Annotated in this window: 15 protein-coding genes; 9 read left to right on the forward strand and 6 right to left on the reverse strand. The window is 75.5% G+C overall.

What is annotated here, in order from left to right; all coding sequences use genetic code 11:
- The first annotated feature begins 7 nt into the window (after positions 1–7).
- The 4 genes from hypD (at position 8) to hypB (ending at position 3,479) form a co-directional block, all read left to right on the forward strand.
- Positions 8–1,135, forward strand: a complete 1,128-nt coding sequence (gene hypD, locus ACL02T_RS27105) for a hydrogenase formation protein HypD (RefSeq protein WP_412833608.1) — start codon at positions 8–10, stop codon at positions 1,133–1,135.
- Between the two features lie 102 nt (positions 1,136–1,237).
- Positions 1,238–2,308: a hydrogenase expression/formation protein HypE gene (hypE, locus tag ACL02T_RS27110; protein ID WP_412833671.1), complete on the forward strand. Its 1,071-nt coding sequence runs from the start codon at positions 1,238–1,240 to the stop codon at positions 2,306–2,308.
- 5 nt (positions 2,309–2,313) lie between these two features.
- Positions 2,314–2,703, forward strand: a complete 390-nt coding sequence (locus ACL02T_RS27115) for a hydrogenase maturation nickel metallochaperone HypA/HybF (RefSeq protein ID WP_412833609.1) — start codon at positions 2,314–2,316, stop codon at positions 2,701–2,703.
- Positions 2,661–3,479: a hydrogenase nickel incorporation protein HypB gene (gene hypB, locus ACL02T_RS27120; RefSeq protein WP_412833610.1), complete on the forward strand. Its 819-nt coding sequence runs from the start codon at positions 2,661–2,663 to the stop codon at positions 3,477–3,479. The genes ACL02T_RS27115 and hypB overlap by 43 nt, the downstream gene beginning before the upstream one ends.
- Here the strand turns inward: hypB and hypF are convergent.
- The 4 genes from hypF to ACL02T_RS27140 all read right to left on the reverse strand — a co-directional run bounded on the left by hypF (position 3,418) and on the right by ACL02T_RS27140 (position 7,319).
- Positions 3,418–5,751, reverse strand: a complete 2,334-nt coding sequence (gene hypF / locus ACL02T_RS27125) for a carbamoyltransferase HypF (RefSeq protein ID WP_412833611.1) — start codon at positions 5,749–5,751, stop codon at positions 3,418–3,420. The two genes, hypB and hypF, sit on opposite strands and share 62 nt — an antisense overlap.
- Positions 5,748–6,029 (reverse strand): HypC/HybG/HupF family hydrogenase formation chaperone, encoded by a 282-nt coding sequence (locus ACL02T_RS27130; protein ID WP_412833612.1) that lies wholly within the window; start codon positions 6,027–6,029, stop codon positions 5,748–5,750. Before ACL02T_RS27130 ends, hypF begins: the two co-directional genes overlap by 4 nt.
- Positions 5,968–6,387 carry a helix-turn-helix transcriptional regulator gene (locus ACL02T_RS27135; RefSeq protein WP_412833613.1) on the reverse strand — a complete coding sequence of 140 codons (420 nt, stop codon included), beginning with the start codon at positions 6,385–6,387 and terminating at the stop codon, positions 5,968–5,970. The genes ACL02T_RS27130 and ACL02T_RS27135 overlap by 62 nt, the downstream gene beginning before the upstream one ends.
- Positions 6,388–6,473: 86 nt before the next feature.
- Positions 6,474–7,319 (reverse strand): phosphatase PAP2 family protein, encoded by an 846-nt coding sequence (locus ACL02T_RS27140; protein WP_412833614.1) that lies wholly within the window; start codon positions 7,317–7,319, stop codon positions 6,474–6,476.
- Positions 7,320–7,749: 430 nt separating this feature from the next.
- Here ACL02T_RS27140 and ACL02T_RS27145 point away from each other — a divergent pair, with 430 nt between their 5' ends.
- Positions 7,750–8,574, forward strand: coding sequence for a MerR family transcriptional regulator (locus ACL02T_RS27145; RefSeq protein ID WP_412833615.1), 825 nt, complete (start codon positions 7,750–7,752; stop codon positions 8,572–8,574).
- A gap of 189 nt (positions 8,575–8,763) precedes the next feature.
- Here ACL02T_RS27145 and ACL02T_RS27150 read toward each other — a convergent pair whose 3' ends face one another.
- On the reverse strand, positions 8,764–9,690 hold the full coding sequence (locus ACL02T_RS27150) for a chitosanase (protein ID WP_412833616.1): 927 nt from the start codon (positions 9,688–9,690) through the stop codon (positions 8,764–8,766).
- A gap of 156 nt (positions 9,691–9,846) precedes the next feature.
- On the opposite strand from ACL02T_RS27150, the gene ACL02T_RS27155 reads away from it, so the two are divergent.
- The 4 genes from ACL02T_RS27155 (at position 9,847) to ACL02T_RS27170 (ending at position 11,520) form a co-directional block, all read left to right on the forward strand.
- Positions 9,847–10,329, forward strand: a complete 483-nt coding sequence (locus tag ACL02T_RS27155) for a DUF1707 SHOCT-like domain-containing protein (protein WP_412833617.1) — start codon at positions 9,847–9,849, stop codon at positions 10,327–10,329.
- On the forward strand, positions 10,326–10,553 hold the full coding sequence (locus ACL02T_RS27160) for a hypothetical protein (protein WP_412833618.1): 228 nt from the start codon (positions 10,326–10,328) through the stop codon (positions 10,551–10,553). The genes ACL02T_RS27155 and ACL02T_RS27160 overlap by 4 nt, the downstream gene beginning before the upstream one ends.
- A gap of 86 nt (positions 10,554–10,639) precedes the next feature.
- Entirely contained in the window at positions 10,640–10,981 is a 342-nt protein-coding gene (locus ACL02T_RS27165; protein WP_412833619.1) for a DUF6092 family protein, read from the forward strand.
- On the forward strand, positions 10,978–11,520 hold the full coding sequence (locus tag ACL02T_RS27170) for a nitroreductase family protein (protein ID WP_412833620.1): 543 nt from the start codon (positions 10,978–10,980) through the stop codon (positions 11,518–11,520). The genes ACL02T_RS27165 and ACL02T_RS27170 overlap by 4 nt, the downstream gene beginning before the upstream one ends.
- Before the next feature lie 71 nt (positions 11,521–11,591).
- Here the strand turns inward: ACL02T_RS27170 and ACL02T_RS27175 are convergent, their stop codons facing one another.
- Positions 11,592–11,882: a GlsB/YeaQ/YmgE family stress response membrane protein gene (locus tag ACL02T_RS27175; protein ID WP_412833621.1), complete on the reverse strand. Its 291-nt coding sequence runs from the start codon at positions 11,880–11,882 to the stop codon at positions 11,592–11,594.
- Between the last annotated feature and the right edge of the window lie 98 nt (positions 11,883–11,980).

The raw sequence follows: 11,980 nt of genomic DNA on the forward strand, positions 1-11,980 counted from the left end.
ACCGGCCGTGAAGTACGTCGACGAGTACCGCGACGCGGACACCGCCCGCGCCCTGTCCACCGCGATCACCGCGCTCTGCGAGCCGGGCCGCCGCTACTCCTTCATGGAGATCTGCGGCGGGCACACCCACACCATCTACAAGCACGGGCTCGAGGATCATCTGCCGGAGGCGATCTCGCTGGTCCACGGGCCGGGCTGCCCGGTCTGCGTGATCCCCATGGGCCGGGTCGACGACGCGATCGCGCTGGCCGAGCACGACGACGTCATCCTCACCTCGTTCGGGGACATGGTGCGCGTCCCCGGCGGGCGCGGGTCCTTCCTCGACGCCAAGGCCGCCGGTGCGGACATCCGGATGGTCTACTCGCCGCTCGACTCGCTGAAGATCGCGCGGCAGAACCCGGACAAGCGGGTGGTCTTCTTCGCGATCGGGTTCGAGACCACGACCCCGTCGACGGCGATGACGATCCTGCGCGCCGAGGCCGAGGGGCTCGCGAACTTCTCCGTGTTCTGCAACCACGTGCGGGTGTGCCCGGCGATCACCGCCATCCTGGAGTCGCCCGACCTGAACCTCGACGGCTTCATCGGCCCCGGGCACGTCTCGACCGTGATCGGCTGCGCGCCCTACGAGTACGTGCCGCGGGACCACGGCAAGCCGCTGGTCGTGTCGGGGTTCGAGCCGTTGGACATCCTGGACTCGATCCGCCGGCTGCTGCGGCAGTTCGCCGAGGGGCGCTGCGTGGTCGAGAACGAGTACGGGCGGGTGGTCCCGTGGCACGGCAACCCCCGCGCCCTCGCCGTCATCGACAGGGTCATGGAGGTCCGCGAGACCTTCGAGTGGCGCGGGTTGGGCTGGATCCCCGAGTCGGCGATGCGGCTGCGCGCGGAGTACGCCGCCTTCGACGCCGAGCGGATCTTCGCGGTGCCGGGCGTGCGGGTCGCGGACCCGTCGGCGTGCCAGTGCGGCGAGGTGCTGCGCGGGCTGATCAAGCCGTGGGAGTGCAAGGTCTTCGGCACCGCGTGCACGCCGGAGACGCCGATCGGGACCTGCATGGTCTCCAGCGAGGGCGCCTGCGCCGCGTACTACAACTTCGGCCGGTTCAGCCGGGCGCGCGTCAAGGAGGCGACCCTGCCGTGAGTGAGGTGCTGCCGTGAACGAGGTGCTGCGGTGAGTGACGTCGAGACCAGGGCGGGCTGGGCCGAGGAGGCGGTGCGCTCCGCCCGCCCGCACGGGCACGGCGTGACCGAGGAGCAGGTGCTGGAGCGGATCGCACGGGCGCGGGCCCGCGCGCCGCGGTTGCGCGACGAGCGGATCACGCTGGCCCACGGGGCCGGCGGCAAGGCCACCCACACGCTGATCGAGGCGGTGTTCCTGGAGGCCTTCCGCAACCCGCTGCTCGAAGCGCTCGACGACGGCGCCGCCCTGTCCACGCCGGCCGGGCGGCTGGCCTTCACCACGGACTCGTTCGTGGTGTCGCCGCTGTTCTTCCCGGGCGGCGACATCGGGGACCTCGCCGTGAACGGCACGGTCAACGACCTCGCGATGTGCGGGGCGCGGCCGATGCACCTCTCGGCCGGGTTCATCCTCGAGGAGGGCTTCCCGGTCGCCGACCTGCGCCGGATCGCCGCGTCGATGGCCGCAGCCGCCGAGGCCGCCGGCGTCACGATCGTCACCGGCGACACCAAGGTCGTTCAGCGGGGCAAGGCCGACGGCTGCTACGTGACGACGGCGGGCGTCGGGTTGCTCGACCGGCCGGTTCCGCTGAGCGCGGCGAACGCCCGGCCCGGCGACGTCGTGCTGGTCTCCGGCCCGGTCGGCGACCACGGGATCACCGTGATGCTGGCCCGCGGGGAGCTCGACATCTCCGCGGACCTGGAGTCGGACACCGCCCCGTTGCACGGGATCGCCGCCGCCCTGCTCGACGCGGCCGGCGACGGCGTCCGGCTGCTCCGCGACGCGACCCGGGGTGGCGTGGCCACCATCTGCAACGAGGTGGCGACCAGCTCGTCGGTCGCGGTGGTGCTGGAGGAACGGGCCGTCCCGGTCCGCCCGGTCGTCACCGGGGCCGCCGAACTGCTCGGCATCGACCCGCTCTACGTGGCGTGCGAGGGCCGCTTCGTCGCGGTCGTCGCGCCGGACGTGGCCGAGGCGGCGCTGGCCGCGCTGCACGCGCACCCGCTCGGCGAGGGCGCGGCCCGGATCGGCACGGTCGGCGACGACCCGCCCGGGCTGGTGTTGCTGCGCACGGGGTTCGGCGGCACGCGGATCGTCGACCTGCTCGTGGGCGACCCATTGCCCCGGATCTGCTGACGGGCATGCACGAGCTGTCGATCACGCAGTCGGTCGTCGACGCGATCGCCGAGCGCCTCGGGGACGCGCCCGTGCGGCGGGTCCGGTTGGAGATCGGACGGCTGTCGGGCGTGGTGCCCGACGCCGTCCGGTTCTGCTTCGAGCTGGTCACGGCCGGGACCTCGCTGGAGGGCGCGGGCCTGGAGATCGACGAGCCGGAGGGCGAGGCGCGCTGCCGGACCTGCGGCGCCGCGTTCACCACGTCCGAGGTGCTGCCGTTGTGCACCTGCGGGAGCGCCGACGTCGAGGTGCTGGGCGGGGCGTCGCTGCGGATCCGGGAGGTCGAGCTGGTGCCGGGAACGGAGGTGGACGGATGTGCGCGACCTGCGGATGCGACGGGGCCGACGTCCGGGTGAGCGGGCCGGGGCACGGACACGGCCACCCCGACCCGGTCGTGAGTGGCGATAGTCGCCATGGCGACTATCGCCACTCACAGCGGGTGGAGCTCGAGGTGGACCTGCTCGCCGGGAACGACGCCCTGGCCGAGCGCACCCGGCGGCGGCTCGACGCGGCCGGGATCCGCGCCGTCAACCTGATGAGCTCGCCCGGCTCCGGCAAGACCACCCTGCTGGAACGCACCGTCCGCGACCTCCGCGGCGAGGTCCCGTGCGCCGTGCTGGAGGGCGACCAGGAGACCCTGCTCGACGCCGACCGGATCACCGCGACGGGCGTGCGGGCGGTGCAGATCAACACCGGTGCGGGGTGTCACCTCGACGCCGACATGGTCGCCCGCGGGCTCGACGCGCTCGCCCCGCCGCCCGGGAGCCTGGTGTTCGTGGAGAACGTCGGGAACCTGGTGTGCCCCGCGCTCTTCGCGCTCGGCGAGCACGCCCGGGTCGTGGTGATGTCGGTGACCGAGGGTGCCGACAAGCCGCTGAAGTACCCCCACATGTTCCGTACCGCGGACCTCGTGCTGCTCAACAAGATCGACCTGCTGCCGCACGTGGACTTCGACGTACGGCGCTGCGTCGGGTACGCGCGCCGGGCGCGCCCCGGTGTGGCGGTGCTGGAGGTCAGCGCGACCCGCGGGGACGGGCTGGCCGAGTGGTACGCGTGGGTGCGGGGCCTGGTCACGGGTCCGGCGGCGGGGACGAGCGCCGGGCCGCCGCGACCGCGACCTGTCCCAGGCTGATCCCGCCGTCGTTGCAGGGCAGCCGGGAGTGCACGAGCACGCGGAGCCCGGCCGCCGCGCAGCCGGACCGCACGGCCTCGAGCAGCAGGAGGTTCTGGAACACCCCGCCGGACAGCGCGACGGTGTCCCGCCCGAGCATCCCCGCGGCGTCGACCGCGGCGCCGACCAGCAGCCCGGCGAGGCCGCGGTGGAACCGGGCGGCGACGACGGCCGGGCCCACGCCCGCGCGCAGGTCGTCGACCACGGCCCGGACCAGGTCCGATCCGCGTAGCAGGCCCGCGTCGCGCCCGGCCGGGTAGCCCTCCCGCACGGCCGGGTCGGCGCAGCGCTCCAGCTCGATCGCGGCCTGCCCCTCGTAGGTCACCCGGTCGCGGACCCCGCAGAGCGCGGCCACGGCGTCGAACAACCGGCCGGCGCTGGTCGTGGCCGGCAGGTCGAGCCGCGACCCGAGCAGCCGCTGCACGGTCGTCCACTCCGGGCCGACGCGCTCGGCGAGCCCGGGCAGCACCTGCCCCGTTGCCCGCAACCAGGAGGCGGCGGTGCGCCAGGGCTGCCGGATGGCCGTGCTGCCGCCCGGCAGCGGCACCGGTTCCAGGTGGGCGACCCGGGTGAAGCCGGTGAGCGAGACGTCGAGGACCTCGCCGCCCCAGAGGGTGCCGTCCGTGCCGTAACCGAGGCCGTCGCAGGCCAGCCCGATCACCGGCCCGGGCTCGCCGTGTTCGGCCAGGCACCCGGCCAGGTGGGCGTGGTGGTGCTGGACGCCGACGAGCTCGGCCCCGGTGTCCTCGCCGTGCGCGAGCGCCCACTTCGTCGACAGGTACTCCGGGTGCAGGTCATGGGCCACGACCTCGGGCTCGACGCCCAGGAGCCGGCCCAGGTGGGCGATGCCGTCGGTGAAGGCGCGCAGGGTCTCCGCGTTCGCCAGGTCGCCGATGTGGTGCGAGACGAAGGCCTCGCTCCCGCGCAGCAGGCAGACGGTGTTCTTCAGCTCGGCCCCGCAGCCCAGGACCGGCGGGCCGGCGGCCACCGCGAGGGGCATCGGCTCCGGCGCGTACCCCCGCGAGCGCCGCACCGGGTAGGGGCGGTCGCGGACCACCCGCAGGACGGAGTCGTCCGCCCGGGTGCGGATCGGGCGGTCGTGGACCAGGGCGGCGTCGGCGATCGCCGCGAGGCGGGCGGCGGCGTCGTCGTCCCGGTGGGCGATGGGCTCGTCGGAGACGTTGCCGCTGGTCAGGACCAGGGGTGCGGCGACCGCGTCGAGCAGCAGGTGGTGGACGGGCGTGTAGGGCAGGAACAGCCCGAGGTACCGGTCGCCGGGTGCGACGGCCGCGGCCACGGTCGCACCGGGACGGCGCCGCAGCAGCACGATCGGGGCCCGCCGGGACGCCAGCTCCGCCGCCTCGGCCGGCGAGACCGCACAGAGGTCGGCGGCCGCGTCGAGGTGCGGGACCAGCACGGCGAACGACTTGTCCTCGCGCTGCTTGCGGGCCCGCAGGGTGGCGACGGCACGCTCGTCGGCGGCGAGGGCGGCCAGGTGGTACCCGCCGAGGCCCTTCACCGCGACCACGGCGCCCTGCCGGAGCGCCGCCGCCGCGTCGGCGATCGGATCCCCGTCGTCGCCCCGCTCCCCCGCCGCCCACGCGTCGGCGGACAGGAAGCGCAGCACCGGGCCGCAGTCGTGGCAGCAGATCGGCTGGGCGTGGAACCGGCGGTCGGTCGGGTCGTGGTACTCGCGGGCGCAGGCGGGGCACATCGGGAAACCCGCCATCGTCGTCGTGGCCCGGTCGTAGGGCACGCCGGTCACGATCGTGAACCGCGGCCCGCAGTGCGTGCAGGAGAGGAACGGGTGCCGGTAGCGGCGGTCGGCGGGATCGCGCAGCTCGCGGAGGCAGTCGGCGCAGGTCGCGAGGTCGGGCGAGATCAGGGTGGCGGCCGCGCCGCCCGACGAGCTGGGCACGATCGTGAAGGACCGCTCGCCCCGCACGGGCAGGGGCGCGGCCGACACCGAGCCGACCAGGGCGGTCGCGGGCGGGCGCGCCCGGATCTCGGCGATCAACGCCTCCAGCGCCGCGGGCGGGCCCTCGGCCTCGATGACCACGCCGCGCTCGTCGTTGCCCACGAACCCGGCCAGGCCCAGCCGCCCGGCGAGCGCGTGCACGTAGGGGCGGAAGCCGACGCCCTGCACGATCCCGGTCACCCGGATCGCGGACCGGACCACCCTGCCGGTCGTGCCGCCGGGGGTCCCGGCGGCGGGCTCCGTCGTGCCCGTCACGGCGGGGTGGCGCGCCCGATCGCCTCGCCGGCGTGCACGAGCACGACGTCGCCGACGGCGGCCTCGACGAGCGCGACGCTCACCTCCTCCCGGGTGCCGGCCTCGGTGCGCACCTCGGCCAGGTCCGCACCCAGCAGCCGCACCACCGTGACGGGCACGGCGGTGTCCGAGCAGGTGAGGCAGACCGGCCCGATGCAGGACGCCGCGGCGACCGGCTCAGCGGGCGGCGCGCCGGGCTCCGGGGCGGGCGTGGGCCCGCTCGTGTCCGAACCCGTCATCCGGCACCTCCTCGGCGCCGGACGGCCCGACCGTCGAGCGCTCGTAGCGGTCCAGGAAGAGGTGGAGGGCGTCGTCGACCTGCCGCAGCTCGGCGGCCTGCAGGTCCAGGAAGGCCTCACCCTCCACGGTCAGGTGATAGGTGCGGCGGGCCGGCCCGGCCTTCGGGATGGACCACTGCGAGCGCACCAGGCCGCGCCGCTCCAGACCGCGCAGCGCACGGTAGACGCCACCGGAGTCGCCTTCCCCGTCGTGCAGGGGGCCGAGCCGGGACACCAGTTCGTAGCCGTGGTCGGCCTGCTCGCGCAGGAGCAGGAGCAGGCAGGGCTGCAGGAAGTTGCGCGGTTCGAGCACGGCCATGCGAGCCCCCGGAACGACGGCGGTGGTGGACGCCTTCGGCACTCGATACTGGCCGTCTGTGACCTGGAGCACAAGGCCCTCGTCGATCAGAACAGCGCCGGTGTCCCGTCCCGGCCGACCGGGGCCCGGCCCGCCGTGAGCGCCTGCAGCGCGGCGAGGCAGACGGCCAGCCACGCGCCGCCCAGGAACCACCCGGCGAGCACGTCGGTGAACCAGTGCACTCCGAGGTAGAGCCGGGACACACCGACGAGGGCGACCGCGGAGGCGGCGGCGCCCAGCGCGGCCGCGCGCACCAACCTCGAGCGCAGGAACCGCACGGTGACCACCGCGACGACGCCCACGATGACGAGGGACCCCACCGCGTGGCCCGACGGCAGCGACAGGTCCGTCTCCCGCACGAGCTGGCCGGCGAGCGGCGGCCGGGGCCGCCCGTAGAAGGCCTTGGCGGCGGGCACCAGCACCGCGACCCCGGCACTCGCGACGGTGACGGTCGCCGCCTCCCACCAGTGCCGCCGCCACACGAGCAGCGCCACCGCGACCGCGGCCAGCACGAGGGTGCCGAGCGTGCCGCCGAGTCGGCTCGCGGTCTCCATGACCAGGGTCCCGTCCGGTGCGCGGTGCGCGACGAGCCAGGCCAGCACGGGCCGGTCCGTGGCGGCCAGGCGGCCGTGGTCCTCCACCGAGTCGACGACCGTCGCCTGGGCGGTGAACAGCGTCGACGCCACACCGGTGCCCCAGACCGCGGGCCGGCGCAGCACCCGGCGGACCGGGTCGAGCACCACGCCGGGGGCGGGCAGCGCCGGCAGCGGCGGGTTCCCGGAGCCGGTGGTGGCGCGCAGCCCGACCCGGTAGGCACAGAGGGCGACCGCGGTCGCCAGCCAGCACACCCACACCAGCACCCCGGCGCCCTGCTGGAGATCGGCGAATCGCACGCTGTCCCCCCTCGTCCCGCGACGGTCCCGCCGTGCGACGCGACCCCGACGCCCGCAGTGTGCGCGGCCGACGCTGTAGCCGGGCTGAGAGCGGCACGCCCGGCTGTGGCCGCGCTGAGAAGGAGTCGATCGTGGGGGTGGGACGGTGAGGCTTATTGCGTGCTGGGCCCGGGTGCCCCTCCGCCGGGCCCAGCACGCGGGGTGGGCATCGCCGGCTCCCCAGCGACGATGCCGTGGTCTCCGCCGGCTCCGGGGTGCCGGACCGGCTGTACACAGTGGTACCCATCGAGGGGCGGAGCTGTCCACGAACACCGAGATTCGGCTGTCGGATCGTCCAGGTTCGGGCCGGAAGGCCCTGGGTACACCGGGTACCGCGAGGGGGTGACGGGTGCGCAAGGACGAGGAACGGACAGGGCCCGGGTCCGTCGGCGTGCCGATCGGGACCGCGGCGGACTACGTCGGCGTGTCGGTGGAGACCCTGCGTGCGTGGCAGCGTCGCTACGGGGTCGGCGCCAGCGCGGTGACTCCGGGCGGCCACCGCCGGTACACCTTCGACGACCTGGTGCGGCTGCGGATGGTGCAGGACCAGGTCACCGCGGGTGAGTCCACCGCGACGGCCGTCCGAGCGGTGCTGGGTCCCCGGCAGCCCCAGGTCGCACCCTCCCCGGACGAGTCCGCCTCGCGGAAGCTGGCCGGCGCGTGCGTGGAGCTCGACGGGCACGCCGCCCGTCGGCTCGTCGGCGCCGCCCTCGCCGGCGAGGGGGCGGTCCGGATGTGGGAGGCCCTGGTCCGGCCGGCCTTCGCGAGGCTGGAGCGCGCGCCGCTGCCCGCGGCCCGGATGGTGGGGGCCGAGCACCTGCTCTCGCACGTCGTGGTCGGGGTCCTGGGTGCCCGGGCCGGCCGGGAGCCGCCGGAGCGCGGCGCGGTGGTGCTGGCGTGCGCGCCCGCCGAGCAGCACGACCTGCCGCTGACGGTGCTCGCGGCCGCGCTCGCCGAGCGCGCGATGCGCGCCACGCTGCTGGGCGCGCGCACCCCGGCCGCGACGCTGCTCGCCGCCGCCGGCCTGCCCGCCACCTCCCGGATCGTGCTCTACGCGCAGATGCGGCTCGACGACCCGGAGGAGGCGCTGCGCTCGCTACCGGACCCTGCCGCGGTGGTCGCGGCCGGTCCGGCGTGGGCCGCCCTTCCCCTCGATCCCGTCGTCCGGGTCACGAACGACCTGGTGGACTGCCTCACCGTGCTCGGGGCCGGGTAGGAGCGCGGACGGGATGTCGCTGGTGACCCGCCCCTGAGCGGGTCCGGCCGCGACCGCCCGCGGCCCCTCGTCCCCGCCGATCCTGTCAGCCGATCGGCTCAGCTGATCGGCTCGGCCGATCGGCTCAGCTGATCGGCTCAGCTGATCGGCTCAGCTGATCGGCTCAGCTGATCGGCTCAGCTGATCGGCTCAGCTGATCGTCTGGGGCTCGCCCCACGGATCGACCGTGAACGGGGTCTCGAGGTCGAGGTTGCCCTCGTCGAGCAGTGCGTCGAGCACATCGACGCGGCCGACCGACTCGCCCCACACCTCGCCGGTCGCCGCCGAGGCCGGGTTCTCCAGGACGAGGCGGCGGAGGTGCAGGAAGTCCTGCAGCCACGCGGTCTCGTCGACGTCCCCGGCGGGGGTGCCGCCCATGTCCGCGTTCGTGCGCCGCACGAGGTCGGGGAGGCCGTCGGGACCGTCCTGCGTGCCGTGCTGCACGGCGGTGTCGACGAGGGCGGCGAGGCCGAGCGGGGTGGTCACGCCGTTCTCCTCGGCCAGCGCGCGCGCCGGGGCGACGTACAGCTCGTCCGTGACCTCGTCCTGCACCTCCCGGAACACCGGATCGTCGGCCGCGGCGCGCCAGGCCTCCTCGAACCCGTCGAGCTCGGCGGTGGAGTCGCTGAAGCCCGCGGCGAGCCCGCTCAGCACCGGGAGGTAGCCGGCGAGGGCGTTGTCCGGGACCTGCGCGGTGTAGCGGTTCACCACGGTGAGCAGGTCACCGCACGCGGTGCAGAAGCCCGCTCGGCCCGCGGTGTAGCCGCGGCCGTCGTCGAGGTCCTCCACGTAGGCGTACTGGATTTCGGGGGTGCCGTTCTCGAAGACGCTGACGAGCTGGGCGATCACCTGGTCGACGTCCCGCTCCCCCGTGGCCGGCCCGCCCGACGAGCCGGTCGCGCCGTCGGGGGTGCCCGCGCCGCCGAGGAGCAGGACGACGGCGGCCGTGACGAGGACGGCGCCGGCGACCACGGCGCCGAGCACGGCGAGGAACCGGCCGCGGCCCGGTGTGGGGCGCCGGCGCCGGGGCACACCCGCGGGCCGGTTCCGGCGGGAGGAGGACAGGGTCCGTTGCATCGTCGTCCAGTGTCGTGGGAGGAGTACCGGGCGTCGTCCGGCGGGTCGCGGTCGACCCTAGGACGGGTCCTGCCGACGGTTCGGTTCCGGGCCTCGCCATGCGGCGCGATGTGGCGGAGAATGGGCGGCCCTTCGACGACGAAACCCGGGAGCCGCATGAACTCCCCCGCTCGTCCGGCGTCGCCCGAGCCGGACCCCTCCGCCGCCGTCCTCGCCGACGACACCCCGACCGTCGAGGTCCCGACCGGTCGACACGCCCGTCCGGATCCGACCGTCCGCATCCGGGCGTCCGACCTCGAGCGCGAGCGCGTCGTCGTCCGGCTGCACCGCGCCGTCGGCGAGGGCCGGCTGGACCTCGCCGAGGCCGACGAGCGGCTCACCGCCGTCTACGCCGCCCGCCACCGCGACGAGCTCGATCCCCTCCTGGCCGACCTGCCCGCCGTCGAGGCGACGGACGACGCCGCGCCGTGGTCCGCCATCTGGGAGTCCGTGGTCTGGCGGACCCGCACGGCGGTGTGGGGTCCGGGCACGTCCCGGCCCACCGTGGAGCACTGCCACGTCGCGGTCGGGGTGGCGGCCGGTGCGCTCCTGTGGTTCCTGTTCTGCGCGGTCCTCGGTGCCGCGGCGGTGGCGTCGTGACCGGCGACCGGCCGCGCCGCCTGCTGCGCCGGCCCGTGATCGTGCTGACCGCCGCGGTGCTCGGGCTCGGCGCCGCCGGTGGGCTCACCGGGATGGCGCTCGGTGGCGTCGCCTCGGCCTCGTCCGTGTCCCCCGGATCCGGCGGGTCGGGTGGCTCGGGCGGGTCCGACGAGTGCGGCGGGCGCCATCATCGCTGGCACGACGACTCGTCCGACCGGGACTGACCGGCCCCCTCGTGCCCGCCCGCGGGGCCCGACCCCGCAGCACCTGCAGCCCGCCGGGAGCGAACCCCCGAGCCGAGGAGGTCGGAATGGACGACGACGGGCGCAGCCCGACGGGCAGCGGGCCGGTACTCGACGAGGACGTCGCGCTCGAGCTGCTCGCGTATCTCGTCACCGCTGCGCGCACGCAGGTGGACGAGGCCGCGGAGTACGGACCGCTGCGGCTGCTGACCGCCGCGAAGCGGCTGGGTGCGGCGATCGCGCCGCGGGCCTCGGCGGCGACGGCGGCTTTCGTCGGCGGCCCGCTCGCGGCGGTCCCGGAGCTGGCCGTGCCCCGCGACGACCGGGCGGAGTACGTCGCCGGGCTCGACGAGCTGTGCCGGGCGCTCGCCGGGCACCTCACCGCGCACTTCGGCCGGGAGGCACCATGACCGGCACGCCCGACGGGCGGGCCGTGCTCGCCGCCATCCGCAGCCGCCGGGTGGTGCGGGCGATGACGGACGAACCGGTCGCGCGGGGTGACCTGGAGGCCGTGCTGGACGCCGGTCGCTGGGCCCCGACGGCCGGCAACCGGCATCTGCAGCGCTTCGTCGCGACGGACGACCCGGTCACCCTGCGCGTGCTGCGGATGGTGTCGCCCGGGATGCTGCAGCACCCCGCGGCGGCGATCACGGTCTGCACCGACCGCCGGCAGGCGGCCGCGTTCGGCTTCCCGCCGGACGCCGCGGGCCTGCACGTCGACGTCGGTACCGCCGCGGCCACGCTGCTGCTCGCGGCGCACGCGATCGGCCTCGGTGCCGGCCCCGTCACCTCGTTCAGCCGTGCGGCGGTGGCCGTGGTGTTGCGGCTGCCCGAGGGCTGGGTGCCCGAGATGATCGTGTGCCTCGGCCACCCGGCGCCCGTCGGGCCGGCGCCGGTGCGCGGACGTCCGCGCCTGACCTGGCGCGACCTCACCACCTGGGTGCCCTGACCCCGCTCCCCGGCACGGAGGTCCGGGCAGGGAGGTCCGGCCAGGGAGGTCCGGCCAGGGAGGTCGTGCGGTCAGCGGCGCAGGAGCCCGCGGCGTCGCCGGCCGTCGTACGCCCCGGCCGCGATCGCCACACCGACGGCGGCCACGGCGATCTGGATCAGGAACAGGACCCACGGGAATCCGCCGCCCGCGTTGGAGTACCCGAAGGCGCCCGCGATGAAGGAGCCGACGAAGGCCGCCACGATGCCGATGAGGATGGTGAGCCAGATCGGGATCCGCTGCTTGCCCGGCACCACCAGCCGTCCGAGCGCTCCGATGACGAGCCCGATCACGATCGCCGAGATGATGCCCGTGATGGTCATGGCGTCCTCCTCGTGGGTGGTGGCGCCCGGGTACCCCGTGCGCCCGTGCGGCAACCCGAGAGCCTCGGGCATAACGTTGAGCGCTCAATCGTTCGCGG

It is taken from the genome of Pseudonocardia oceanicola, assembly GCF_047200735.1.
Classification (GTDB): Bacteria; Actinomycetota; Actinomycetes; order Mycobacteriales; family Pseudonocardiaceae; genus Pseudonocardia.

Bases quoted from the DNA above. Each gene is read 5' to 3' on its own strand.
- ACL02T_RS27115 (WP_412833609.1), top strand. From the start codon at position 2,314: ATGCACGAGCTGTCGATCACGCAGTCGGTCGTCGACGCGATCGCCGAG.
- hypB (WP_412833610.1), top strand. From the start codon at position 2,661: ATGTGCGCGACCTGCGGATGCGACGGGGCCGACGTCCGGGTGAGCGGG.
- ACL02T_RS27130 (WP_412833612.1), bottom strand. From the start codon at position 6,029: ATGACGGGTTCGGACACGAGCGGGCCCACGCCCGCCCCGGAGCCCGGC.
- ACL02T_RS27135 (WP_412833613.1), bottom strand. From the start codon at position 6,387: ATGGCCGTGCTCGAACCGCGCAACTTCCTGCAGCCCTGCCTGCTCCTG.
- ACL02T_RS27150 (WP_412833616.1), bottom strand. From the start codon at position 9,690: ATGCAACGGACCCTGTCCTCCTCCCGCCGGAACCGGCCCGCGGGTGTG.
- ACL02T_RS27155 (WP_412833617.1), top strand. From the start codon at position 9,847: ATGAACTCCCCCGCTCGTCCGGCGTCGCCCGAGCCGGACCCCTCCGCC.
- ACL02T_RS27165 (WP_412833619.1), top strand. From the start codon at position 10,640: ATGGACGACGACGGGCGCAGCCCGACGGGCAGCGGGCCGGTACTCGAC.
- ACL02T_RS27170 (WP_412833620.1), top strand. From the start codon at position 10,978: ATGACCGGCACGCCCGACGGGCGGGCCGTGCTCGCCGCCATCCGCAGC.
- ACL02T_RS27175 (WP_412833621.1), bottom strand. From the start codon at position 11,882: ATGACCATCACGGGCATCATCTCGGCGATCGTGATCGGGCTCGTCATC.